The 26,048-nt window shown below is 37.7% G+C and carries 24 protein-coding genes and 1 pseudogene; 14 read left to right on the top strand and 11 right to left on the bottom strand.

Going from position 1 to position 26,048, the window contains the following annotated elements; genetic code table 11:
- The first annotated feature begins 191 nt into the window (after window positions 1-191).
- The 10 genes from AC106K_RS01260 (at window position 192) to guaA (ending at window position 12,314) form a co-directional block, all read left to right on the top strand.
- Window positions 192-2,054 (top strand): glycoside hydrolase family 13 protein, encoded by a 1,863-nt coding sequence (locus tag AC106K_RS01260; protein ID WP_482443003.1) that lies wholly within the window; start codon window positions 192-194, stop codon window positions 2,052-2,054.
- A 9-nt stretch (window positions 2,055-2,063) separates the two neighbouring features.
- Entirely contained in the window at window positions 2,064-2,585 is a 522-nt protein-coding gene (locus AC106K_RS01255; protein ID WP_482443002.1) for a nuclear transport factor 2 family protein, read from the top strand.
- Between the two features lie 14 nt (window positions 2,586-2,599).
- Window positions 2,600-3,982, top strand: coding sequence for an MFS transporter (locus AC106K_RS01250; RefSeq protein WP_482443001.1), 1,383 nt, complete (start codon window positions 2,600-2,602; stop codon window positions 3,980-3,982).
- A gap of 311 nt (window positions 3,983-4,293) precedes the next feature.
- Window positions 4,294-5,022 (top strand): pirin family protein, encoded by a 729-nt coding sequence (locus AC106K_RS01245; RefSeq protein ID WP_047094989.1) that lies wholly within the window; start codon window positions 4,294-4,296, stop codon window positions 5,020-5,022.
- A gap of 95 nt (window positions 5,023-5,117) precedes the next feature.
- Window positions 5,118-5,669, top strand: a complete 552-nt coding sequence (locus AC106K_RS01240; RefSeq protein WP_482443000.1) for an NADPH-dependent FMN reductase — start codon at window positions 5,118-5,120, stop codon at window positions 5,667-5,669.
- 280 nt (window positions 5,670-5,949) lie between these two features.
- A complete protein-coding gene (gene purM / locus AC106K_RS01235) occupies window positions 5,950-6,942 on the top strand; it encodes a phosphoribosylformylglycinamidine cyclo-ligase (protein ID WP_482442998.1) in 993 nt (330 codons plus the stop codon).
- A gap of 83 nt (window positions 6,943-7,025) precedes the next feature.
- Window positions 7,026-7,592: a phosphoribosylglycinamide formyltransferase gene (purN, locus tag AC106K_RS01230; RefSeq protein ID WP_482442997.1), complete on the top strand. Its 567-nt coding sequence runs from the start codon at window positions 7,026-7,028 to the stop codon at window positions 7,590-7,592.
- Window positions 7,593-7,763: 171 nt separating this feature from the next.
- Window positions 7,764-9,281: a bifunctional phosphoribosylaminoimidazolecarboxamide formyltransferase/IMP cyclohydrolase gene (purH, locus tag AC106K_RS01225; protein ID WP_482442996.1), complete on the top strand. Its 1,518-nt coding sequence runs from the start codon at window positions 7,764-7,766 to the stop codon at window positions 9,279-9,281.
- Window positions 9,282-9,384: 103 nt separating this feature from the next.
- Window positions 9,385-10,623 (top strand): phosphoribosylamine--glycine ligase, encoded by a 1,239-nt coding sequence (purD, locus tag AC106K_RS01220; protein ID WP_047094984.1) that lies wholly within the window; start codon window positions 9,385-9,387, stop codon window positions 10,621-10,623.
- A gap of 161 nt (window positions 10,624-10,784) precedes the next feature.
- Window positions 10,785-12,314 (top strand): glutamine-hydrolyzing GMP synthase, encoded by a 1,530-nt coding sequence (gene guaA / locus AC106K_RS01215; RefSeq protein WP_482442995.1) that lies wholly within the window; start codon window positions 10,785-10,787, stop codon window positions 12,312-12,314.
- A 57-nt stretch (window positions 12,315-12,371) separates the two neighbouring features.
- Here the strand turns inward: guaA and AC106K_RS01210 are convergent, their stop codons facing one another.
- Entirely contained in the window at window positions 12,372-12,584 is a 213-nt protein-coding gene (locus AC106K_RS01210; RefSeq protein ID WP_482442994.1) for a hypothetical protein, read from the bottom strand.
- 86 nt (window positions 12,585-12,670) lie between these two features.
- Between AC106K_RS01210 and AC106K_RS01205 the strand changes: the two genes are divergently transcribed.
- Window positions 12,671-14,173, top strand: coding sequence for a nitrilase-related carbon-nitrogen hydrolase (locus tag AC106K_RS01205; protein WP_482442993.1), 1,503 nt, complete (start codon window positions 12,671-12,673; stop codon window positions 14,171-14,173).
- A gap of 75 nt (window positions 14,174-14,248) precedes the next feature.
- Here AC106K_RS01205 and AC106K_RS01200 read toward each other — a convergent pair whose 3' ends face one another.
- From AC106K_RS01200 to AC106K_RS01190, 3 genes are all read right to left on the bottom strand, one after another.
- On the bottom strand, window positions 14,249-14,410 hold the full coding sequence (locus AC106K_RS01200) for a hypothetical protein (protein WP_482442991.1): 162 nt from the start codon (window positions 14,408-14,410) through the stop codon (window positions 14,249-14,251).
- 167 nt (window positions 14,411-14,577) lie between these two features.
- Complete coding sequence (locus AC106K_RS01195; protein ID WP_482442990.1) at window positions 14,578-14,751, bottom strand: hypothetical protein; 174 nt, start codon at window positions 14,749-14,751, stop codon at window positions 14,578-14,580.
- A gap of 128 nt (window positions 14,752-14,879) precedes the next feature.
- Window positions 14,880-15,692 (bottom strand): tetratricopeptide repeat protein, encoded by an 813-nt coding sequence (locus AC106K_RS01190; protein ID WP_482442988.1) that lies wholly within the window; start codon window positions 15,690-15,692, stop codon window positions 14,880-14,882.
- An 87-nt stretch (window positions 15,693-15,779) separates the two neighbouring features.
- On the opposite strand from AC106K_RS01190, the gene AC106K_RS01185 reads away from it, so the two are divergent.
- Window positions 15,780-17,429 (top strand): ABC1 kinase family protein, encoded by a 1,650-nt coding sequence (locus tag AC106K_RS01185; RefSeq protein ID WP_482442986.1) that lies wholly within the window; start codon window positions 15,780-15,782, stop codon window positions 17,427-17,429.
- Between the two features lie 197 nt (window positions 17,430-17,626).
- Window positions 17,627-18,979, top strand: coding sequence for a DEAD/DEAH box helicase (locus tag AC106K_RS01180; protein WP_482442985.1), 1,353 nt, complete (start codon window positions 17,627-17,629; stop codon window positions 18,977-18,979).
- 37 nt (window positions 18,980-19,016) lie between these two features.
- Here the strand turns inward: AC106K_RS01180 and AC106K_RS01175 are convergent, their stop codons facing one another.
- The 6 genes from AC106K_RS01175 to AC106K_RS01150 all read right to left on the bottom strand — a co-directional run bounded on the left by AC106K_RS01175 (window position 19,017) and on the right by AC106K_RS01150 (window position 23,642).
- Window positions 19,017-19,988 carry a tetratricopeptide repeat protein gene (locus AC106K_RS01175; RefSeq protein ID WP_482442983.1) on the bottom strand — a complete coding sequence of 324 codons (972 nt, stop codon included), beginning with the start codon at window positions 19,986-19,988 and terminating at the stop codon, window positions 19,017-19,019.
- A gap of 9 nt (window positions 19,989-19,997) precedes the next feature.
- Window positions 19,998-20,654, bottom strand: a complete 657-nt coding sequence (locus AC106K_RS01170) for a GDSL-type esterase/lipase family protein (RefSeq protein WP_482442981.1) — start codon at window positions 20,652-20,654, stop codon at window positions 19,998-20,000.
- Window positions 20,655-20,723: 69 nt separating this feature from the next.
- The gene (locus AC106K_RS01165) at window positions 20,724-21,179 is read right to left on the bottom strand and encodes a lipocalin-like domain-containing protein (RefSeq protein WP_047094976.1); all 456 of its coding nucleotides are present in this window, start codon (window positions 21,177-21,179) and stop codon (window positions 20,724-20,726) included.
- Window positions 21,180-21,485: 306 nt separating this feature from the next.
- Window positions 21,486-22,649 (bottom strand): iron-containing alcohol dehydrogenase, encoded by a 1,164-nt coding sequence (locus tag AC106K_RS01160; protein ID WP_482442979.1) that lies wholly within the window; start codon window positions 22,647-22,649, stop codon window positions 21,486-21,488.
- 109 nt (window positions 22,650-22,758) lie between these two features.
- A complete protein-coding gene (locus AC106K_RS01155; RefSeq protein ID WP_482442978.1) occupies window positions 22,759-23,169 on the bottom strand; it encodes a hypothetical protein in 411 nt (136 codons plus the stop codon).
- Window positions 23,170-23,231: 62 nt separating this feature from the next.
- The gene (locus AC106K_RS01150) at window positions 23,232-23,642 is read right to left on the bottom strand and encodes a winged helix-turn-helix transcriptional regulator (RefSeq protein ID WP_482442977.1); all 411 of its coding nucleotides are present in this window, start codon (window positions 23,640-23,642) and stop codon (window positions 23,232-23,234) included.
- 99 nt (window positions 23,643-23,741) lie between these two features.
- On the opposite strand from AC106K_RS01150, the pseudogene lpdA reads away from it, so the two are divergent.
- Window positions 23,742-25,142, top strand: a pseudogene (lpdA, locus tag AC106K_RS01145) (dihydrolipoyl dehydrogenase).
- Window positions 25,143-25,415: 273 nt separating this feature from the next.
- On the opposite strand, the gene AC106K_RS01140 reads toward lpdA, so the two are convergent.
- On the bottom strand, window positions 25,416-26,021 hold the full coding sequence (locus tag AC106K_RS01140; RefSeq protein WP_482442976.1) for a hypothetical protein: 606 nt from the start codon (window positions 26,019-26,021) through the stop codon (window positions 25,416-25,418).
- Between the last annotated feature and the right edge of the window lie 27 nt (window positions 26,022-26,048).

Genomic DNA, 26,048 nt, shown 5'->3' with positions numbered 1-26,048 from the left:
TAATAAAAGATAATTCTGCTCGTTATTTAGTCATAACTCCTAAAAAAAATCGTAATTTGCTGCTAAGTTGTTCATCGCTAAAATGGTTTGTATTTTTGTTTAAAATGCTGATTTTCAAAGTTATAAACCGTGTTTTTGATAGCATTCTATGGTGTGCGGCTGATTGTTGAATTGAAGATTAAGACTAAGTTATGAGAAAAATATACGTGTTTTTTGCCCTTTCTGCTGCTTCAATAGCTTTTTCACAATTAAAACCAGTAGAAAAAGTAGAGCCGGCATTCTGGTGGAAGGGAATGAAAAATCCTGAACTTCAGATCCTCGTTTACGGAAAAGGAATTGGAAATAATGAAATTACCCTTTCAGACGGAATACAGATCAAAGATATTCAGAAGGTAGAAAACCCGAATTATGTTTTTATTACGGTCAATACCAATGAAATCAACGTTCCGAGGTTTAAAATCAATATTAAAAAAGAAGGAAAGGACCTGGATTCTTACACTTATGAACTTAAACAGAGAAATTCCGGATCAGCAGACCGTGAATCCTATACTTCAAAAGATGTAATGTACCTGATCATGCCGGATCGTTTTGCCAATGGGGACGGAAAAAACGATTCAAGTCCGATACTCACAGAAAAAGCAAATCGAAATTTACCTAACGGAAGACACGGCGGAGATCTGCGTGGAATCATTAATAACCTCGATTATATTCAGAATCTGGGAGCAACAGCTGTTTGGCTTACCCCTGTGAATGAAGATAACGAAAAAGTATACTCTTATCATGGCTATGCTCAGACCGATCTGTATAAAATTGATGCCCGCTACGGAACCAATGAAGACTACAGAACACTGTCCCAGGAACTGAATAAGAGAAATATGAAGCTGGTGATGGATTATGTGACCAATCACTGGGGAATCTCCCATTGGATGATGAAAGATCTGCCTACAAAAGACTGGATTCATTGGTTCAATGATGGGGAAAACGGTTTCAAAAGATCCAATTATAAAATCACTTCCCAATTTGATACCAATGCCTCTGAAATAGATAAAAAATATGCGCTGGACGGATGGTTTGATACCACCATGCCGGACATTAATCAGAAAAATCCGCTGGTACTGAAATACCTGACCCAAAATGCAATCTGGTGGATTGAATATGCCGAATTGGGTGGCTTCCGCGTAGATACCTATCCTTATAATGACAAAGAAGCAATGGCAAAATGGGCCAAAGCGATTACCGATGAATACCCGAAGTTTAATATCGTAGGCGAAACCTGGCTTTCCACACCAGGGCATATTTCTGCCTGGCAGAAAGATTCTAAAACAGGAGAAGCTGCGGGATATAACTCGAATCTGCCTTCAGTAATGGATTTTGTACTGTTCAGTGAAATGCCAAAAGCTCTTAAGGAAAAAGAAAGCTGGGATAAAGGGATGATCAAACTTTATGATGCTTTTACCAGCGATTTCCTTTATCCGGACATCAATAATCTCTTGGTTTTCTTTGAAAATCATGATACAGAAAGATGGAACGAGATCTTTAATGCTGATCCTAAAGCCTACAAAATGGGATTAACGCTGATTTCAACGGTTCGTGGAATTCCACAGATCTATTACGGATCAGAAATAGGAATGCGGGGGAACAAGACAAAAGGCGGAGATGCTGATATTCGCAGAGACTTTCCGGGAGGCTGGAGATCTGATAAGCAGAACGCTTTCAATCCGGCGACACAGACCCCGGAGCAGAAAGAATTTTTCAGGTTTACCCAGCAATTGTTGAACTGGAGAAAAGGAAAAGAAGTGATCCACACAGGGAAAACTAAAAATTTCGTTCCTAAAGACGGCGTTTTTACTTATTTCAGATACAATGATAAAGAAAGTGTAATGGTGGTTCTCAATAATAATGTAAAAGACCAGACGCTGGACCTGAAACATTTTGAAGAATCACTGAAAGGGTTTTCGAAAGGAAAAGAAATTATTTCGGGGAAAGAATTAATATTACAGAATGGGATAACAATTCCTGTAAAGACTTCGTTTATTATTGAACTTGAAAAATAAATATTACCAATGAAAAAATTAATAGCTGTCCATACATTGATCCTTTGTTTATTTGGGTTTTCGTTACTTTCAGCACAATCAACCAAAGCATTTGAAAAAGAAAAATCAGAGATCAGTACCATGCTTGATGGGTTTAATGCAGCTGCGGCAAAGGCAGATTACACAACTTACTTCAACTATTTTGCAGATGAATCTACCTTTATCGGAACAGATGCTACCGAAATTTGGGATAAAAAAGCATTTATGGTCTGGGCAAAACCTCATTTCGATAAAAAGAAAACCTGGAATTTTACAGCCCTTAAAAGAAATATTTATTTCAGCAAAGACGGAAAACTGGCTTGGTTTGACGAATTATTAGATACCCAAATGAAAATTTGCAGAGGTTCAGGCGTTGTAGAAAAAATCAATGGAAGCTGGAAAGTAAAACAATATGTGCTTTCTATGACCGTCCCTAATGACGTAGTAGACAAAGTAGTTGCTGACAAAACAGCATTAGAAGATGTACTGATCCAGGAATTAAAAACAAAATAACCATAAAAATAGCAATGGCTAAAAAAATAAAACCGGAACTTTCACTTACTCAGATCATCAATATGAGTATGGGATTCTTAGGGATCCAGATGGCTTTTGGACTTCAGAATGGAAACGCAAGCCGGATTCTTGCCAATTTAGGTGCAGACGTTCACGAACTTTCCTGGTTCTGGCTGGTAGCTCCTATTACCGGACTCATTGTGCAGCCTATCATAGGACATATGGGAGACAATACATGGAGCCCTTTGGGAAGAAGAAAACCTTATTTTCTGATTGGAGCTGTTCTGTGTGCAATAGGATTGGTTCTGCTTCCGAATGCTGCTTCTGTAACGCAGATGTTTGCTGCGAATGCACTTTTACTAGCAGTTATTTTCCTGGCTATGATGGATGCCTCCGTTAATATTGCCATGGAGCCTTTCAGGGCTTTGGTGGGAGATATGCTTCCTAAACATCAGGGGACTATAGGATTTTCCGTGCAGACGATTCTTATTGGTTTTGGAGCGGTGTTGGGCTCTTATCTGCCCGATTGGTTGACAAAGCTGGGGATTTCCAACGTTGCTCCGAAAGGTTTTGTTGCAGACAATGTGATTTATTCCTTTTATATAGGCGCTGTATTGCTGATCATATCTATTTTGTATACGATCATTACTACTAAAGAGTATTCTCCGGAAGAATTTGCGGCGTTTGAAGAAGGTACAGAGGTAGAAAATGAAAAATCTAAATTCTCAGATATTTTCAAGGACTTTGCTACGATCCCTACCCAAATGAAAAAACTGGGAATTGTACAGTTCTTCTCATGGTTTGCCTTATTTACCATGTGGGTATTTACAACCAGTGCTCTGGCAACCCATCATTTTGGACTTTCTCCCGAGGATACCCATTCAAAAGCATTCAATGATGCCGGAGATTTAACCGGTAAGCTTTTCGGAATGTATAACCTTTGGGCCATTCCGTTTGCATTCCTGTTAACACCTATCGCTAAAAAGATTGGGAAAAAACAGACCCATGCATTGGCATTACTGTGTGGAGGCTTAGGGTTGATCTCAATGTACTTCATTAAAGATGTAGACCATCTGTGGATGTCAATGATCGGCTTAGGATTTGCCTGGGCAAGTATTCTGGCCATGCCTTATGCTATGCTGATTGAAGTGATCCCACAAAGAAAAATGGGGGTTTATATGGGAATATTCAATTTCTTTATCGTAATTCCGCAAATTATTAACGGAATTTTCGGTGGACCTATTGTCAGCAATATCTTTGGAAAGCTAGCCATCGATTACGTTGTGGTAGGAGGTGTCTGTATGCTGATCGGTGCTGTGGTTACCATGATATTCATCAGATCAGAAGAAGAAACGCCAAAGGAAATTGAAGAGGAAATTAAGCAGGTACATTTTTAAAGTCAGAATTAGACAAACCAAAAAAATGGAGCTGCTAATGTCTACAACACATTAAGAATAATAATTCATTCAATAGAAGCGGGCTTTAGCCCGCTTTCCTATTTTAGATTCAGTCCAATGGCTTCAGCCAAAACTTATAATACCCTTTCCATTCTCTCCACTTTCTCCACTTTCTCTGCTTTCTTCGCTTCCTTTGCTCTTTACTCTTTACTCTTTATTCTTTAACTCTTCCTTAATCTCCTTTCTTAACCTACATCAACATTTTTCAACATCCATATCCCGTACATTTGTACCATAAAATAATCACAGAAATGAAAACAGTATATCATAAAGCAGATTCAAGAGGCCACGCCAATCATGGTTGGTTAAACTCTTATCATACCTTCAGTTTTGCAAACTATCAGAACAGAGACAGAACCAACTTTGGAGTGTTGAGAGTATTGAATGACGACACCGTTTCTCAGGGAATGGGATTCGGGACACACCCGCACAGGGATATGGAAATTATCTCTATTCCTTTAGAGGGAGATTTGGAACACAAAGATTCAATGGGAACTACTGCGGTGATCAGAAAAGGAGAGATTCAGGTGATGAGTGCCGGAACCGGGGTGCAACACAGTGAATACAATAAAAATAAAGATGAAGAAGTAAAATTCTTACAGATCTGGGTTTTCCCAAGAGAATTGAATGTTGAACCAAGGTATGACCAGAAAAGTATCAAAGAAGGCGAAAAGATCAACGGATTTCAGCAGATTTTATCTCCAAATAAAAATGATGACGGAGTATGGATTCATCAGGATGCCTGGTTCAATCTGGCTAACTTCAAAAAAGGTAATGGTAAAAACTATATGCTGAACAAAAAAGGAAACGGAGTCTATGCCTTTGTCTTAAAAGGAAGTGCAAAAGTAGGTGACCGTGTTCTGAATGAAAGAGATGGTTTGGGAATCTGGGATACTCAGAGCTTTAATATCGAAGCGGTGGAAGATGCAGAAATATTATTGATGGAAGTGCCAATGGAATTACCTTCTTATCTTAAATAAAAAACTAAATTTGTATCCTTAAAAATTTAAAATAATAAGGAATCGTCATCCAAGAACCGGTGATGATTCTCTACAACAAAAAATAATTACTACATATGAAAATTTTAGCAATAGCAGGAAGTAACTCGGAGGTTTCAATGAACAAGCAGTTGGTGGCTTATGCGTCCACTTTATTTGATAATGCAGAAGCAGAAGTGATTGATTTGAACCCTTTTGAAATGCCTATCTACAAACATGAAAGAGAATTGGCAGGGGGTGTTCCTCAGGAAGCGCATGACTTTGCAGCCAAAATTGATGGGGCAGATGTGTTGTTGGTTTCTTTAGGCGAGCACAACGGAACTTATTCTACAGCATTCAAGAATGTGTTCGACTGGGTATCCAGAATCAAAGACAGAACTGTGTGGAATGAAGTACCAATGCTATTGATGTCTACGTCTCCCGGAGGTAGAGGTGGTGCAGGAGTTTTGGAAGCAGCATCCAAGCGTTTTCCTTTCCACGGTGGAAATGTAGTAGAAACTTTTTCTCTTCCTTTCTTCAATGATAACTTTGATAAAGCAGCTCAGAAAATTTCTAATGAGGAGAAAAACACTGAATTAAAGGAGAAAATCAAGAAGATTGCGGCCATCGAAACGATCCTTGAAAAATAGAATTTGAATATTCATTTAAAATTACTATTTTTGCAAAAAGAAAAGAGATGAAAATTCAGACCTCCTATAAACAATGTTTTTCTGAGAAAGGGAAAATTGTGGGCTCTGAAATTCTGAGATAAAATAACGGCCGATAATCTGAAAAGATTGTCGGCTTTTTTGTTTTCTAAATTTGAAATAAAAAGTAAAAATATAAAAGACAAGAAGAGGTCAGATAACAGATACTAGACTCAAATAATCTGAAATCTGAAATCCGATTATCTAAAAAATCTAAGCAGACATGAGCAACACTTACAAATCAGCAGGAGTAGACAAAGAAGAAGGATACAAAACGGTTGACAAGATCAAAAAAGCGGTTGGTGAAACCCACAATTCCAATGTATTGAATCACTTGGGAAGCTTTGGAGCTTTCTATGAAATCGGAGGATACAAAAATCCGGTTCTTGTTTCAGGTACAGATGGAGTAGGTACCAAGCTTAAAGTAGCTTTAGATACTAAAAAATATGACTCTATTGGGGTAGACTGTTTCGCAATGTGTGCCAATGATATTCTTTGTCACGGAGCAAAACCTTTATTCTTCTTAGATTATCTGGCTTGCGGAAAACTTGATTCTGAAATTGCAGCTGAGATTGTTTTAGGAATGGTAGCTGCCTGTAAAGACAACAACTGCGCATTGATTGGTGGGGAAACTGCTGAAATGCCGGGAATGTACCAGCCAGGAGATTATGATGTTGCAGGATTCTGCGTAGGAATCGTTGAAAAAGATCAGATTATTGATGGTTCCAAGATTAAAGCAGGTAACAAAATTATTGCATTGCCAAGCTCAGGATTCCACTCCAACGGATTCTCTTTAGTAAGAAAAGTATTCCCGAACTTCGAAGAGGAGTTTGAAGGAAAACCTTTATATGAAACCCTTTTGGTTCCTACAAGACTATATTATAAAGACATTCATAAAGTATTGGAAGAAGTAAGTGTAAGCGGAATTGCTCACATTACAGGCGGAGGTCTTTACGAAAACGTTCCAAGAATCATCCCAGAAGGACTTTGTGCTTCTATCGACGAATCGAAAATCAGAATTCCTAGTGTAATGCTTGAGCTTGAGAAAAGAGGTGAAGTAGCTCGTGAGGAAATGTACGGAACCTTTAATATGGGGGTAGGAATGGTCATCGTTGTAGATGCAGAGCACGCTGAAAAAGTATTACACCTTTTAGATGATGCTTACGAAATCGGAGAGATCACGGAAGGAGCAGAGAAAATTAAATTATCACTATAATAATATAACAATATAACAATGTACCAGTGTACCAATTAAATCATTGTTACATTGCTAGACTGATACATTGTTACATTATTAATATGAAAAACATTGTTGTACTCGTATCCGGTTCAGGAACCAATCTGCAGAGAATCATTGATACTATCGAAGCTGGAGAAATTCAGAATGCAAAAGTAACTTTGGTAGTTGCAGACAGAGAATGTTTCGGATTGGAAAGAACCAAAAATCATAATATAGCCAACATTCTTATTCCGAGAGGAAAGAACTTCAGCAGCGAACTGGCAAAAGTAATCCCACAAGATACAGATCTTATTGTGTTGGCAGGATTCCTATCCATTTTAAAACCTGAGTTCTGTGAAAACTGGAATGGTAAAATTATCAATATTCACCCTGCATTACTTCCGAAATTCGGTGGAAAAGGAATGTGGGGAATGAACGTCCACAACGCGGTTATTGAAGCAAAAGAAACAGAAAGTGGGGCAACGGTGCATTTTGTAACACCGGGCATTGATGAAGGAGAAGCTATTCTTCAGAAATCTTTTGAAGTAACGGCAGAAGATACCCCTGAAACAGTGGCTCAGAAAGTTCATCAGATTGAATATGAAATATTTCCGATAGCGATCAATAAGGTCCTGGGGAATGCATAGTGTACCAATATAACAATGCAACAGTTTACCAATGTGTAGATATTGTTACAGAGCCAGATTGATACACTGCTACATTAGCAAAATCTAAGTAAAAAATAAAAAGTAAGTTCGGAGGTGAAAGACCCGAGCACAGTTTGAAATAGCTGTAAAAAGTAAAAAATTGAAAGTAAAATGAGTAAAAAGAGAGTTTTAATCAGTGTTTCTGACAAAAGTGGATTAATAGAATTCGCACAGTTTTTGGAAGCTCAGAATTATGAGTTGATCTCCACAGGAGGAACGTTCAAACATTTGAAAGACGCTGGTTTAAATCCTATTCAGATTGATGAGGTAACCGATTTTCCTGAAATGTTGGACGGAAGAGTGAAAACATTACACCCAAAAGTTCACGGAGGACTTCTGGCTGTCCGTACCAATGAAGAGCACATGAAAACCGTTCAGGAGCACGGAATCGGATTGATCGACATGGTGATCGTAAATCTTTACCCTTTCTTTGAAAACGTGAACAAAGACATTTCTTTACACGAGAAAGTAGAGTTTATCGATATTGGCGGTCCGTCTATGCTTCGTTCTGCAGCGAAAAACTTTGACTCTGTAACGGTAATTACCGATGTAGAAGATTATACAAAAGTAAAACTGGAAATGGAGCAAAACGGTGATACGTATATCGAAACCCGTAAAAAGCTTGCAGGAAAAGTATTCAACCTTACCTCAGCCTATGATGCTGCTATTTCAAGAATGCTTTTAGACGAGGAATATCCTACGTATTTAAATGCATCTTATAAGAAAGTTTCTGATCTGAGATATGGTGAAAACCCTCACCAGACGGCAGCTTACTACGTTTCTACTTTCGAGAACGGAGCGATGAAAGACTTCGAACAGCTTGGAGGGAAAGAACTTTCTTTCAACAACCTTCGTGATATGGACCTTTGCTGGAAAGTAGTCACTGAGTTCAAAGAAGAAATGGCTTGTTGTGCAGTGAAACATTCTACACCTTGCGGTGTGGCAATCGGAACTTCAGCATTGGAAACCTACCAGAAAACTTTCGAATGTGATCCGGTTTCTATCTTTGGCGGAATTGTTGCTATGAACTATAAGATCGATGCAGCAACAGCTGAAGAACTGAACAAAACATTCCTTGAGATCGTAATGGCTCCGGCATTTGATGAAGAAGCTCTTGAAATTTTAAGAAAAAAGAAAAACCTAAGAATCATCAAAATTGTAAACCCGGTTTCAGACAAACAGACATGGGTGAAAGTTGACGGTGGTATCTTGGTTCAGGATAATGACCTTCATTTCTCTGATGACATCAAAGTAGTGACTGAAGTTCAGCCTACAGAAGAGCAGAAAAAAGCATTGCTTTTCTCTCAGAGAGTGGTAAAATATGTGAAATCTAATGCTATTGTCGTTTCCAACGGTATTCAGGCGTTCGGAATCGGTGGCGGACAGGTAAACAGAATCTGGGCTACGCAACAGGCCATCGAAAGAGCAAAAGAAAAATTCTCCGGAGATCTTGTATTGGCTTCAGATGCATTTTTCCCTTTCCGTGATGTAGTAGATTTCTGTGCTCAGGAAGGTATCAAGGCGATCATTCAGCCAGGTGGAAGTGTAAAAGATCAGGACAGTATAGAAGCTGCTAATGAGCATGGTATCCCAATGATGTTTACAGGGGTAAGACACTTTTTCCACTAATTGAATAAAATTAAAATTAAGAAATTAAGTAATCTCCAAATTGCTTAATTTCTTAATCGGAAAATTATATATTTGTAGAATAAGACTAGATAATAAATAAAGTATGAGAATATTAATCATAGGTGAAGGCGGTAGAGAATCTGCTTTAGCGGCAAAACTTCAGAATGACCCGAGAATTTCTAAAATGTTTTTTGCTAACGGGAATGCAACTACCGATGTAATAGGGAAAAATGTTCATTTATCAGAAATCAAAGAACTTAGAGATTTCGCTATTAAAGAAAAGATCGATCTTACCATCGTAGGTCCTGAAGCTCCATTGGTAGCTGGTTTGAAGGACGAGTTCAAAAAACACGATCTTAAAGTTTTCGGTCCTACCCAAAAAGTGGCAAGCCTGGAAGGAAGTAAGGCTTTCTCTAAGAAATTTATGCAGACCTATGATATCAAAACAGCGAAGGCTGTCGTATTTGATTCATATAACGAAGCTAAAGAATATGTGCAGAAGCAACAGTATCCTTTAGTGATCAAAGCAAGTGGTTTGGCTGGAGGAAAAGGAGTTGTTATTTGTGACACCCTTGAAGAAGCTGAAGCTACCATCCATGATTTCATGATCAGAAGAATTTATGGAGATGCTGGGATCCGTTTAGTTATCGAAGAATATTTACAAGGTTTTGAAGCTTCTATCATTGCTTTCTCTAATGGTGAAAAATTGTTCCCATGTGTAGCGGCAAAAGATTATAAAAAAGCTGGAAACGGAGATTCAGGACCTAATACAGGAGGTATGGGTTCCGTAGCACCAAGCCCGGAATTTACTCAGGAGCACTATGCAGATTTTGAAAAAAATATCCTGGAGCCTACCGTTAAAGGTCTGAAGGCAGAAGGATTCAGTTTCAAAGGAATCATTTTCTTCGGATTAATGGTGACAAAGAATGGTGCTTACCTTCTTGAGTATAACATGAGATTCGGAGATCCTGAAACTCAGGTATTGATGGCTCTTATGGAAAACAATCTTCTGGATGTGATCCAGGACTGTATGGATGGAAAAGACATCGAGCTTAAATTTAAAGACGAAAAAGCAGTTTGTCTGGTAATGTGTTCAGGAGGTTATCCTAGAAACATCGAAACAGGTTTCGAGATCACAGGAGAAGACAAAATGAAGCACAGTAAACTATTATACGCAGGAGCTATCAGAAAAGGAGACAAAGTAGTTTCCAATGGAGGTAGAGTTCTGAACATTGTGGCTACAGGTGCTACATTCGAAGATGCCCGCAAGAAAGTTTACGAAGACGCAGGTCATGTACATTTCGATTACGGCTTCTACAGAGAAGACATCGGAAAGTTTTAATAAAAAATCACGGAAAAAGATTTGGAGCCATTCCAAGTCTTTTTTTGTAAAACAGTTAATATTAGAATTAAGAGTTCAGATGCTAGATTCCAGACTTCAGACCACAATCTGAAATCTGCTGTCTGAAATCTGACCTCTTTCAAACAAATCAATTATCAACAATGAACAACGGTATTATTATTTTAGATTTCGGATCCCAGTACAACCAGCTTATCGGAAGAAGAATCCGTGAGATGGGTGTGTACTCTGAAATCTTGCCTTACAATACACCATTACAAGATATTTTAGCAAAACAGCCAAAGGGAATCATTCTTTCCGGAGGCCCAAGTTCTGTAAATGCTGAAAATGCCCACCTGGTAGAAAAAGCATTATATGAGCAGGGAGTTCCCGTATTGGGAATTTGCTATGGAATGCAGATGACGGCTCACCTTTTAGGAGGAAAGGTAAACAAAGGAGAAAAAGGAGAGTATGGTAAAGCAAATCTTGAAATCGTTAAAGAGAGCTCTTTATTAAAAGGGGTTACCCAAAACTCTGTAGTTTGGATGAGCCACTTTGACGAAGTAGGAGAATTGCCTGAAGGTTTTGAATTGAATGCCAAATCAGGAGTGATCGCTTCTATTTCCAATGAAGATAAAAAAATCTTCTGCGTTCAGTTCCACCCGGAAGTTTCTCATACTGAAGAAGGAGCGAAAATGCTTGAAAACTTCGTATTCGGAATCTGTAACTCAGAGAAAAACTGGAAACTGACGAACTATATTGAAAAAACAGTTGAAGAGATCCGTGAGAAAGTAGGAGACAACAAAGTGATCCTTGGTCTTTCAGGAGGGGTAGACTCTTCTGTAGCGGCTGTTTTGATCCATAAGGCAATCGGTGATCAGTTGACATGTATCTTCGTAGATACAGGACTATTGAGAAAAGATGAAGGCAAAAAAGTAATGGATCAGTATGGAGAGCATTTCCATATGAACATCAAAATGGTGGATGCTCAGGAAAGATTCCTTTCAAAATTAGCCGGAGTAGACGATCCTGAAGCAAAAAGAAAAATCATCGGAAACGAATTTATCCACGTATTTGATGAAGAATCTCATAAAATTGAAGGCGCTAAATTCCTTGCTCAGGGTACCATTTATCCTGACGTTATCGAAAGCCAGTCTGTAAACGGACCATCAGCAGTAATCAAGTCTCACCACAACGTAGGCGGACTTCCTGAAGATATGGAATTCGAATTATTAGAGCCATTAAGAGAGCTTTTCAAGGACGAAGTAAGAAGAGTGGGAGAAGAATTAGGAATTCCTCACCATTTGGTATACAGACACCCTTTCCCAGGTCCTGGATTAGGAATCAGAGTATTGGGAGCTGTAGATGCTGAAAAAGTAAGAATCCTTCAGGAGGCTGATGATATTTTCATTGAGGAATTATACAAAAATGACCTTTACGAGAAAGTATCTCAGGCGTTTGTAGTATTACTTCCGGTAAAATCTGTAGGAGTAATGGGTGACGAAAGAACGTATGAATACACAGCAGTAGTTCGTTCTGCCAACACCATCGACTTTATGACAGCAACGTGGAGCCGACTTCCTTACGAGTTCCTTGATACTGTTTCCAGCAGAATCATCAACGAAGTAAGAGGAATCAACAGAGTAGCTTACGATATTTCAAGCAAACCACCTGCAACCATTGAGTGGGAATAATTTCTGACTTGAATTTTTTAATATAAATCCTGTCCATTTTGGGTGGGATTTTTTTGTTTATATCGGAAATTTTGTTTCTAAAAATTTTAAGGCTTCTATTCCAAGTTCTGTTTTCTGCAAACAGGAACGGTGAACACCTTCATCATTGAATAGGTAAAACTGATGATTCTTGTCCGAAGTGAAAGGAGGGAATAAAACAATAGCCTGTCCTTTATCTAAAGTTTTTTTGCAAATAGGGCATTTACTTTGGTTCAGAAAAATTATTGCCATTTCCAATCGATATTTTGGTTAATGTTTTGCATAGTAAATAACCTGTTAAAACAAATTTTCACTAAATTTAAGTAAAATTACATCAAATGCAAATAGAAACAAGACCACTGACTGTTCAGGATTATGATGAGCTGGCACAAACCATGAAAAGAGCCTATCCCCAAATGTCAGAATCCATATGGTCTAAAAAAAGTATTGAAAAGCTGACAAAAATGTTTCCTAACGGGCAGATCTGTATTACGGTAGATGGGAAACTGGCGGCAGTAGCACTTTCCATTATTGTCAATTACGAAGAATTTGGAGACGATCATACCTATAGCGATATTACAGGAAATTATACCTTTAATACCCATTCTTCAACAGGAAATGTCTTATATGGGATTGAAGTTTTTGTAGACCCGGAATTCCGGGAATTACGCCTGGGAAGGAGATTATATGATGCCAGAAAAGAATTGTGTGAATTATTAAACCTAAAATCAATCGTTTTGGGGGGCAGAATCCCGAATTACCACAAATACAGTCACGAACTTTCTGCCAGAGACTATATCCGAAAGGTGAGGGATAAAGAAATTTATGACCCGGTATTATCTTTTCAGCTTTCCAACAACTTTCTGCCGATCAGAATCCTGAAAAAATACCTTCCCGAAGATGAAGCGTCCAGAGAAAATGCGGTTCTTTTACAATGGAACAACATCTATTATAGCAGAAAACCGAATACCATGCAGGATAGCATTATCCGTCTGGGATTGGTACAATGGCAGATGAGACACTTCAAGGATATAGATGCCTTTTATGAGCAGGTGGAGTTTTTTGTGAATGTAATGGGAGATTACAAATCAGACTTTGTACTCTTCCCTGAACTTTTCAATACCCCTTTACTGGCGCCTTTCAATAGCCTTTCAGAAAGGGACAGTATGATCGAACTCGCAAAACTTACAGAGCAGATCAGAGACAGGATTTCAGAACTGGCCATTAGTTATAATGTGAATATTATCTCAGGAAGTATGCCTGTTTTCGAAAATAATGAGCTGTATAATGTGAGCTACCTTCTTCACCGTGATGGCCGTATGGATGAATACAGAAAGATCCATATCACCCCGAATGAAAAACGATATTATGGAATGAAAGGCGGCAACGAAATCAAAGTTTTCGATACCGACTGCGGTAAAATAGGACTTGTAATCTGCTATGACGTAGAATTCCCGGAACTGCCAAGAATCCTGGCTGATCAGGGCATGAAAATATTATTTGTTCCTTACCTTACAGATACCCAGAATGCTTACATGAGAGTACGTCACTGTGCCGCTGCAAGAGCTATAGAAAATGAATGTTATGTAGCGATTGCCGGCTGTGTAGGTAACCTTCCGAAAGTGAATAATATGGACATTCAGTTTGGTCAGGCGGCCGTATTTACTCCATCAGATTTTGCCTTCCCATCCAATGCTGTAAAAGGAGAAGCCACTCCCAATACAGAAATGACCCTTATCGTGGATGTAGATCTGAACCTGCTGAAAGACCTTCATCATAATGGGTCTGTTCAGGTGATGAAAGACCGCAGAAAAGATCTTTATGATACCTATCTCAAATAATAGCCGTTTTCGTAAAAAATAAAAGAGCAGATTGGTTTCTGCTCTTTTATTTTAATAATAATATGTTGTTGTTTTCTACATATACTGCGGACATAGCACATCAGGACAGTAATAGCCCGGGCACAGAGGTCTTCCGTCTTTTGGACAGCATTCATAAGTACAGCCAATGATAGGGCCGCTTCCTGAAACTTTTTTTAATTGTTCTCTTGATAGTTTGTTGTTACGTAAATTTTTCATGTTGAATATTTTTTGATGAGTTTAGTGTATAGTAAAAACGGTATTCTATTTCATTTATTATCATAAAAAAAAAACAGCTACCTAAAAATGATTGATTTAGATCAGATAACAAAACAGAATGCAAAAGCACTCTGTTTTTATTTTTACCTAAAATTTATTGAAATAGATTATATGTACTGAGGACATACTACCGCAGGACAGATCAGTCTAGGGCATCTTGGTCTTCCGTCAGTAGGGCAGCACTGATTGGAGCAGTTTGGAATATCAATCCCGATAATTCCGCTTCCTGAAATACTCTTTAATTGTTCTCTTGACAATTTGCTGTTACGTAAATTTTTCATGTTGTAATATTTTTGTTTGTTTTAATGTTTTGTACTCTGTAAATATAGAAAAATATACGATATGTTATTGTGTTTTGTTATTATGGTTGAATTTTTTATTGTAAAATATTGATTTTGTGGTAATGTTTTTAATTTCCACTCTCTGTACATTTGGCTTTAGAAATAACATCATCAATCTCTTTATTTCCTAATTGTTTACTTTTCAACAGACTTTTACAGGCTTTTTCTTTCTGTCCTGAAGATAATAATACTTCTCCCTGGTAATAAAGGACAAGAGGATTATTGGGATTGTATTCCAGGGCCTTTTCGAAATCCTGTAATGCAGCATCATATTTTCTTAATAAAGCATAGGCGGTACCTCTGTGCTCATAACCTTTTTCTGATTTTTTTATCGATAATGAAGTATTGAAATCTTCAACTGCATCAGCATATTTATCAATACGCATTTTGACGTAGCCCCGGTTCAGATAACCTCTATAATGGTTGGAAAGTTTTTGTACTGATATATCGGCATCCTCAAGGGCTTCAATATATTGGCCCACTTCAGCTTTTGCAGCACCTCTCTCTCCATATAATCTATAATCATCGGGCGTTCTTTCCAATGCAATCGTATAACTTTCTATAGCTTTATCAAACTGATTCGTTAATGCATAATATTTTCCGTAAAAAGAATACACTTTAGAATTTTTTGGATCTAATGCGAGAACTTTGTCAAAATCTTCTTTAGCTTTTTTTCCGTCATACAAATAGAAATAGGACATTCCCCTATACAGGTAAGCATCAAAAATATTTTGTTTTTTACTAATGGCTTTGTCAAAATATGAGATGGCTTTTTGATAATTTTCTTTGTCATATTCTTTATAACCTAAATCATAGTTGGTTTGAGCGAAGAGGAGAAGGGAATTTATCAGGCAAAATAGTAGAAGTAGAATTTTTCTCATGGGTAGGTGGTAATAGTTTTAAGTTTACGAATATAATTAAAAATAGGAATGCTTTTTGGAGTAAATTGCACTTATTATTGATAGACTATGTTTGATAAGCAGCAAAGAAAACTGAAAAGATCCGCCAGACTGATTTCCGTATTGAGTAAATATGGATTTAAGGACCTTCTGGCAAGAATGAACGGTGGAAATAAACAGGAAGAAGCTTCGGGAAATTCAGAAGAGATCATTTCAAAAGGGACTGTTTATGAAAGAATAAGACTGGCTTTGGAAGAGTTGGGACCTACCTTTGTAAAACTTGGGCAGGCATTCAGTAACCGGGAGGATCTGTTGCCACCGGAACTGATTCAGGAGCTGCAGAAACTTCAGGACAAAGTGGAAACTGTAGAGATGGATGTAGAAGATGTCTTGGAGAATGAATTCAATATTTCTGTGAAAGAGCATTTCCTGGACATTCAGAAAGAACCTCTAGCGACAGCCTCCATTGCACAGGTGTATAAGGCCGTTTTAAAAGACGGAAATCCTGTCATCCTCAAGCTCAGAAAGCCGGACGTACAGTCTGTGATTGAAGATGACCTGCTTTTGATCAAGGATCTGGAAAAACTTTTGTCGACCTATTCTGAAATAGGAGAGAAGCTGAACCTAAAACAGGCGATTTCTACTTTCGAAAGGTCTTTACTGGAAGAAGTATCATTGATCAATGAAAAAAACAACATTCAGCAGTTCCGCCTCAATTTTAAAAATAATAAAGAAACCTACGTTCCTAAAGTCTACGAAGAATTCTCCAACAACAATATTCTTTGTATGGAGTTTATTGACGGAATAAAAGTAACCGACAAATCAGCTCTCATTGAGAATGGTATTGACCCGGTAAAAGTTTCCGAAGCAGGATTGAGACTCTTCGTTTCTCAGATCTTAGATTATGGATTCTTCCATGCCGATCCGCATGCAGGAAATATCCTGGTAAAAAAAGACGGGAGAATCGTTTTCATTGATTTTGGTGCGGTGGGAAAAATTCAACCCAATGATAAAGAGATCCTTGAAAACCTGATTGTAAGTTTTGTAGCTAAAAATCCTCATAAGATTGTCCGTTATCTCAAAAAAATGGCGATAAGCTATGAGATTCCGGACGAAAGAAGATTTGAGAATGATGTGGAAGATATACTGAATTTTGTACACAGCTCGTCTTTACAGGAAATCAATGTGCAGGTGATGATCAATAAAATGAAGGATATTCTGAAGGACAACAGATTGTATATGCCTGATTATTTCTATCTTTTGTTCAAAGGAATAAGCCTGATAGAAGGAGTTGGCAGAAATATCAATCCGGATCTGGATATTGTGAAAAGTCTTCATCCTTATACCAAAAAAATCTTCACTAAAAAGATCAGTCCGAAAAATCTACTGAAAACGGGAATGGATCGTATGATGAATTTCACGGATAATGTGGATGAAATTCCAAGAGAACTCCGTTCTGTGCTGCAAAAACTGGATGAAAATAAATTCACCGTATCCAGTGAAATCAAAAATATTGAAAAAACAAACCAGCTGATCAAATCCAGTGTGGTTAACCTGATTTTAGCGATGATTCTCGGAGCCAATATCATAGCAACGGCCATTGTTTTCACCTCCGAATCCGGACCGAGAATAGGAGAACTTTCTCTGGTTGCTGTTTTAGGTTTTATCTTTTCTGTTATTTTGGTGTTGATACTTTTGCTGAGGGTGACGAGGAAGTAGTGGGAAGTATGAGAGTGGGAGCGTTTTAGGGTTTGAGAGTATAGTATTGGGGAGTGAGAATGTTTCAATGTTTTTCATTATTCATAATCTGTTCAAAGCTGGTAATACAGAGGAATAGTTATTCACTTGTTACCTCTTTAGATCTGTCCTCTAAAACCTGATTTTACATTATACATATTAATGCCTATCTTTGCAAAATGGAAAAACTCACTTTTGCAGATTTTGACCTGCCGGTTAAAATCCTTGATGTTTTAGCGGATCTGGAATTATTCGAACCTACCCCTATTCAGGAGAAGAGTCTGAAGCCTATCCTTTCCGGAAGAGATGTAATGGGAATTGCACAGACCGGAACCGGGAAAACATTAGCTTATCTTTTACCCGTTCTGAAAACATGGAAATACAACAAGACAGGAAATCCAACTGTTGTTGTACTTGTTCCAACAAGAGAACTGGTGGTACAGGTGACTGAAATTCTTGAGAAACTTACAGAAAATATTACAGCAAGAGTAATCGGAATATATGGTGGAAAAAATATCAATACTCAAAAACTGTTATTCAATGACGGTTGCGATATTTTGGTAGGAACTCCGGGAAGAGTGATGGACCTTTCTATTGATAATGCCATTTCTCTGAAAGAAGTTCAGAAGCTGATCATTGATGAGTTTGATGAGATGCTAAACTTAGGTTTCAGACCACAGCTTACCCACATCTTTGAAATGATGAGGGAGAAGAGACAGAATATCCTTTTCTCTGCAACCATGACAGAAGCGGTAGATGATATGCTGGATGAATATTTTGCCAACCCGGTGGAAATTTCATTGGCCAAATCAGGTACACCACTTGAAAAGATCGAGCAGACGGCTTATAAAGTTGAAAACTTCAATACAAAAATCAATTTACTGGAGAACTTATTGAAGAATGATACAGATATGTCTAAAGTATTGATCTTTAATAATAATAAGAAACATGCTGACCTGCTGTTTACCAAAATTGATGAGCTTTTCCCTGAACAGTTTGACGTGATCCACTCCAATAAGTCTCAGAATTACAGGCTTAAAGCGATGAAGCGTTTTGAAAACGAAGAGATCCGAGGTTTGATTACGACTGACGTTATGGCAAGAGGTCTTGACATCTCAAATATTACCCATGTCATCAACTTTGAAACACCGGATATTCCTGAACAATACATTCACAGAATTGGTAGAACAGGTAGAGCAGATAAAGAAGGAAAAGCAGTTACTTTCGTTACCAAAAAAGAAGAACCTTTGATTCTTGATATTGAATTATTAATGAATAAAGAATTAAAGTTCAATGATTTCCCTGAAGATGTTAAGATCAATCCTAAAAAGATTGCTGCTGAAGAAGATCAGGTTGTAATGAAAAACCCTGTACAGGTAAAACTGAATGAAGGGGGCGGAGCTTTCCACGAGAAAAAAGCTAAGAATACAAAAGAAAACTGGGGTGGTCCTTCCAAAAGAAAGGCACCTAAGAAGTTCGGAGCCAACAGAGCACAGCAAAAAGCAATCTCTAAATCGAAGAGAAAGAAATAAAATAAAAAACTCCCGATTTTTCGGGAGTTTTTTATTTTTACTCAAAGTTGAGCTTATTGTTTTTCAGCGTTTCTTTAAACTTGTCAAGTTTATTTTCATCCTTCATTTTTTTGTAGATATACCCTATAATCGTTTCGGCATCTGACCTGTAAGGGGATTTTTCTGCTGTATAGATCGTATAAGCTTTGCAGATATAGTCCAGCGCTTTTTCATTATCCTTCAGGTATTCATAATAAATCTGTCCGATTCCATAATATACTTCCGGATCTCCGGGATGTACCTTATCGAAGTCAGAATAAGCATCTATCGCTTTCTGATATTCCTTTTTATAGACATAGGTGATGGCTATATTTTGTAAAGGCATCTTTCCTTTTGGGTCAATAGCCAATGAATGTCTGTAAGCATCCAGCGCCTTGTCATAATCTCCGGTTCTTCTGTAGCAGATCCCCAGATTGTCCCAGGCATAGGTGAATTTTGGATCTTTTTCCACCGCAGATTTATAATTCTTAATCGCCTCATTCCAATTCTCCTTTTCCGAAGCCTGTATTGCTTTGTTATAAAAATCGTGAGCTACAGGATCATTTGAAATCTTCTCCTGCTTACTTTCTGCAGCGGTTGCGAGTACTCTGGCTCTGCTACAATTGGTCATCAGGTACGATTCAATCTCATAATATGCTCTTTTATAATCGTCTGATTCAGGATTAGAATTCAGGGTCAGATTCACTTTTTTCCCTTTAGTTTTTCCTTTTTCAAGATCCTCACTCGCCTGGCTCAGACCCTTACTCAGCATATAAGGCAGCACTTTTGTATCAATACAGGAATGGATTTCTTTATTGACGGCTTCTTTGGCTTTGTTGTAAGAATCAATAGAGTCAATACATTTACAGGAGCCCTCCGAAAGTTCCTTTAAAACCTGTTTTGAGGTAGGCAGTTTATTTTCTTGTTTCTGAGAAAAAGCCAGCGTACAGGTGAAAATTGAGAATACAATGGTCAGTCGTTTTTTTATCATGGTTATAGTTTATTTCAGATAAGGATAGATCACCTTGGTCCAGATCTTATAGCCTTCCGGTTTAAAGTGAAGCATATCCTCTACAAATATATCTTTTCTTACCTTTCCGTTGGAATCTTCCATTGCTTTTGTAACGTCAATGAATTTCGCGTGAGGTTCTTTCTTCATAAAAGCAGCAATCTTTTTATTGGCAACCTTCATCTGAGGCCAGATCACTTCTCTGCTCGGAGAATATTTGATGGAAATGTAATCCACTTCAATAGTAGGAAATTTTTTCCGTATTTTTTGATAAAAAGCCTTGTACCTGTCAACTACTACCTGAGCTTTCAATTGATGATTGTCTGCAAAATCGTTTTCGCCGCAGTAAATAATGATCTGCTTCGGCTGATAAGGAGCTAAAAGATCTTCTGAGAAATCATTGAGATCTGTAAGTCTTGACCCTCCAAAACCCCTGTTGATGATCTTTTTATCAGGAAAATAATCGGCTATATCTGTCCATTTGGTAAAAGTGGAACTTCCGATAAATAAGATCGCATCTTTGGGAGGCGGATTTTGTTGGTCCTGTTTTTTAAACTCCTGGATGTCCTGCCAGAACATCGGTTTCTTTTCCTGGGTAAAGGCAATAGCAAAAAACAGCAGTAGAAATGCTGATAGAATCTTCTTCATTATATTCAGTTTTAAATTGAGGATAAAAGTAATAAAAAACTCCCGGTTAACGGGAGTTCTATGATAGATTTATCTTTTGTAGGTAACATATGGGATGTCCGGAACTTTATCTCCGTTCATATCTATAAGCCCGGATTGCTGAGACATTTTCAAATCTTTGCTGGTCAATACCTCAATTTTATAGTTGATAGATCCTTCCTGGCCGAGTTTTATTCCTATCACTTTTGAACCTGCGTCATAAGTATATCTTCCTTCAGATTTTTCAGATACATTACAGGTTGTCCCTGTTCCAGTATAAGCAGTATAACTCACATAATAGTCTGTTTTCAGGAAAAGCGTATTTTTAGCTTCACATCCTGTTAAAGTCTCAGTAAAAAGCACTTTATTATCTTTTCCGGAAATTATTTCTCTTTTAACTTCCTTCCAATCACCCTGCATGACTTCCATGTCGTAAGCTTCAAGATTATCTTTACAAGAAGTAATTGCCAGGGCTGAAAAGGCAAATAAAAGTAGCTGTTTTTTCATTTTCACAAATTTAAGAATATGCTAAAATATAAATAAATTTGAAATATATGTAATGAAATACTCTTTTTTTAAACGAATGTTTGTAAATAAGATGGATTAAATGACCTGACGACTGAATGATTAAAAAAATAAAGGGTGATTTGCAGATTGTAGATTGATCATTAAACTTCTCTTACCTATACCTATCTCAATACTAATATCAATAAAAGCGGGCTTTAGCCCGCTTTCTGTAAATATCTTATTCCATTGGCTTTAGCCAAAACTTAAAAGCTTGAATTTCAGTTCTTAATATTTTGGCTTTGAACCTTAGTAGCTCATTTCTACAATCTTATAGGCATCCTTCGGAGTCAGTTTTTTATATTCTCCAAGTCCCATCCAGTTTCTTTCTGTAAAGGCTTTCTCTACTCTTTCAGCAGTTCCGTTGTACTCTTCAGTATATTCAGAAAGTTTGGTTTTGACATGAAGGCTGTGGAAGAATTCCTCTAGCTTTTTGATTCCCTGCTCTGCCTTTTCTTCTACACTTCCGTCTTTGATTCCCCAGACTCTTTCCGCATACTGAGCCAGTTTTCCTTTTTTGTCTTCAAAATTATAACGGTAGTGAGATGGAGCGATGATGGCAAGGGTTCTTGCATGGTCAATACCGAAATAAGCAGTTAACTCATGTCCCATAGCGTGTACCGCCCAGTCTGTGATCACTCCTTTCTGGATTAATCCGTTCAGAGCCATGGTACAGCACCACATAAAGTTTCCGGCAGCATCATAGTTGAAATCATCGGCCAATACCTTTGGAGCCGTTTCCTGAAGACTGATCAGGATACTTTCAGCGATTCTTTCCTGAAGGTCGGCAGAAGAAGGAGCGGTCATATATTGTTCCAATACGTGGGTATAGGCATCAGTAATTCCGTTCACAATCTGATTTTTTGGGATAGATCTGATCACCTCAGGGTCCAGAACAGAAAACTGAGGGAAAAGCCCAGGACCTCCTGAAGAGAGTTTTTCGTTGGTTTCCCTTCTTGAGATCACATATCCGGAGTTCATTTCAGAACCCGTAGCAGGAAGAGTCAGAATACTTCCGAAAGGCATTCCTTCCCCTTCAAAAGTTCTTACCTGTTTTCTCAGAATATCCCAAGGCTCACCATCATAGTTGGCTGCAGCAGAAAGGAATTTTGTCCCGTCAATCACTGATCCGCCTCCTACAGCAAGAAGATAGGTGATATTATTCTCTTTGATAAAACTTAAAGCATTGATCAGAACCTCATATTCAGGATTAGCAGGAACGCCGCCAAATTCATGGAGGTCATGATCCTTTAAGGCTTCTTTCACCTGGTCATAAACCCCATTGCTTTTGATGCTTCCCCCACCATAGATCATTAATATTTTGGCATCTTTAGGAATTTCGTTGGAAATTTTAGCGATTTCGCCTTTCCCAAAAAGTATTTTTGTCGGATTTTTAAACTCGAAATTAAGCATTATTCTAAATTTATTTTAATCCAAATTTACGGAATGAAAAAGAAAAATTGAGTTAAGGAAGTTTTAAAATTGCTATGATTACATTTCATGAAAACTATTGTTTATAATTTTATTCCAAAATAATTCTATAGTAATTTCCTTCTTTGGTAGCAGTTATGTTTTTAAAATCAACCCCTCGTATTTGGTAGCCATCACAACCATCTGTTGCTTTAGAGGATTCTATGGAAAAGTTGAAAAATTTTATCGTTGAGTAGAACTTATAATTTTTTGTTCCGTCAAAAGAGCCCACTCTTTCTAAAATTATTTTATTGTCGTTTGTTTTAGTCAATTGCACTCCTGGAGTAATATTACTGTTATTGTCTTCAGAAATAGCGAATTGGGTAAGGCTTCCATTTTGTATAAGATTTTCTCCAGCAGTATTTATAAACTCAAAAATAATGGGCTCGGGGGCCGTATAGCAATCTTTACTGCACGAAATAAAAAATAACAGAATAACTAAATACGAGAAGATTCTTTTCATTTTCTTACTATTTGGTTTGATGCTAATATATAAATTAAATGATATTGAAAAATCCTAGTGCTCTATTGAATATTCTTTGAAAGAAAAGCTTTTGCCCTCTTTATAAAGTCTTCCTTATTCTTTTTTATGTCCTCTAAAAGTTTCTTCCGATCCTCAGGAATGGTCAGATAACGGTCTCCCCAAAGATTGATCTCAACAATTACAGGAATAAGGTCGATTCCTTTTTCTGTTAAAAAATAGATGATCTTCAGTTTGTTATCCGGGTGATCTTTTTTGTCAATGATTCCATGATCCACTAAATTCTGCAGCTTTGAAGCCAGAATATTGGTTGCGATCTTTTCATCAGCCTTCAGAAAATCTCCATAGGTACATTCTTTTTTCAGCATCAGATCACGGATGATCAGCAGTGACCATTTATCTCCCCACATTTCAAGAGAACAACTGATGGGGCAGTCTGATCTTTTCTTACTCATTTTGTTAAATTTAAAATAATACTTGCAAAATGAAAGTGTTTGATTTAATTTTGCTTTTGTTTTGCAAGTAAATTTAATCATAAAAAATTAATAAATCAAATGGAACATTATGATATTGCCGTAATCGGGTCAGGACCTGGCGGATATGTAGCTGCGATAAGAAGTGCTCAGCTGGGGTATAAAACAGTCATCATAGAAAAATATGATACGCTGGGAGGGACCTGTACCAATGTAGGGTGTATTCCGACGAAAGCGTTGCTGGATAGTACCCATCATTATGCTGAAGCGCATCATAAATTTAAGGAGCATGGTATTCAACTGGATCACATTGGCCTTGATTTTTCCCAGATGTACAAAAGAAAATCTGAAGTTGTAGCAAAGAATACAAGCGGACTTGAGTTTCTGATGAATAAAAATGCAATTACCCGCCTGAAAGGAACTGCATCTTTTGTGAATAACTCTACATTGAAAGTTGTCAATGAAAAAGAAACAATACAGGTAGCTGCAAAGCATTATATCATTGCAACCGGATCAAAACCTTCAACAATCCCTGGAGTGGAAATTGATAAAAAAAGAATCATTACTTCTACGGAAGCCTTGTCTTTACAGGAAAAACCTCAATCGATGGTGATCATCGGCGGCGGGGTTATCGGAGTGGAGATGGCCTCTGTTTTCAGCCGGATAGGAACTCAGGTGACGATTCTTGAATATGCGGATCATCTGATTGCTACGATGGATCACGATCTTGGAAAAAACCTTCAGAAAATCCTGAAAAAAGAAGGAATTGACATCCGCCTGAACCATGCTGTTTACAGAACAGAAACTTCGGATACATCCGCTAAGGTCTTTTTTAAAGATAAGAACGGAGCAGAAGGTTAGTTGGATGCGGAGTATATTCTGGTAGCAGTTGGAAGAAGCCCTTATGTAAAAGGTCTTGGTCTTGAAAATACGGATGTGCAGCTTGATAACCGTGGATATATTCAGGTCAATGAAAATAATCAGACCTCGGTTCCGGAAATTTACGCGATCGGTGATGTGATAGGAGGGGCAATGCTGGCTCATAAAGCTGAAGAAGAAGGTGTTTTTGTTGCGGAAGCAATTAACGGACAGAAACGTCATATTCATTACAACCGTATTCCTTCTGTAGTATATACATGGCCGGAAGTAGCATCTGTAGGATATTCTGAAGAGTATCTGAAGAAAAATAATATCGATTACCGTGTGGGGAAATTTCCATTTTCTGCAAGTGCCAGAGCCCGGGCCTCAATGGATACGGATGGTTTTGCTAAAGTTTTAGTGGATCCGAAATATGGTGAAGTACTGGGGGTCCACATCATTGGAGCCAGAGCTGCCGACCTGATTGCACAAGGCGTGATTGCCCAGGAATATGAAGTGACTGCTGAAGATATGTTCAGGATCTCTTATGCGCATCCTACCTATTCCGAAACCTTGAAAGAAGCCTATCTGATTGCCTCCGGACAGGGTGCTATTAATATCTGATGAAAACGTAAAGCGATTGATATATTTGATACTTTAAAATCTAAAGCGCAATTTTTTATCTCTTGCTGATGAAGCGGATAACACAAATCCATTCCATAATAAGCAGAAAAATTTTTATGACCACGAATGCATGAATAAAGTAAAAAAAATTCGTGCATTCGTTGCAAAAAAATCAGCGGTATTCAATTTTATCGCAGATAAAATCCTTGCGCCTTGAAGCATGATGTAGTTAAAAAACTTGCGTCTTAGCGCTCTTCCAATAATAAAAACTACCTATAACGTAACACAATTTTCATCTTTTGAATAAACTCCATTACTTTTCACTTCAAGCTTTCCGGTTTTTCTATTGATTTTAACCCAAAAAGACTCTTTCACAGCCGGACATCCTTTAGACTGCATCACATACATAGAAATATGACGGTCATCCATTTTATAAGCTCCGGAAAAACGATTTTTAGTATCCACTGAGTATCCATAAGTTTTAGCCAGCAGAATAGCTTCAGGAAGATTATCCACAGTCCCGATAAAATCTCTGAGCTGCTGTTCGTTCGAAAAATAAACAGATCTGTCTTTTTTACACGCAAGAATATAAGAAAAGCAATTGTTGCCCACACATTTCTGGAAAAAACCTCTTTCCGGAACAGGCTCATTGATGGTCATAAAATCCGGGGCCTGACTTTCATAGATCACTGCTTTTTCATAATCATTATCATTGTTGAGTACCCTCCAGTATGCATAATCTTTAGAAGGAACGATAAATGGATAGAGATAATCTACATTATCCAGAATATCCGGAATCTTTTTATAATCATCGGGAACCGTGATCTGTGCAAAAAACAGATTGGATGCGATCAGGAAAGATGCGATGATGAATTTCATAGAGAAAGTGTTTTCAATGCAAATTTA

It is taken from the genome of Chryseobacterium sp. FR048 (assembly GCF_056844665.1).
The sequence above is the reverse complement of the archived record's forward strand: the minus strand, read 5'-3'. Positions and strand labels throughout refer to the sequence as shown.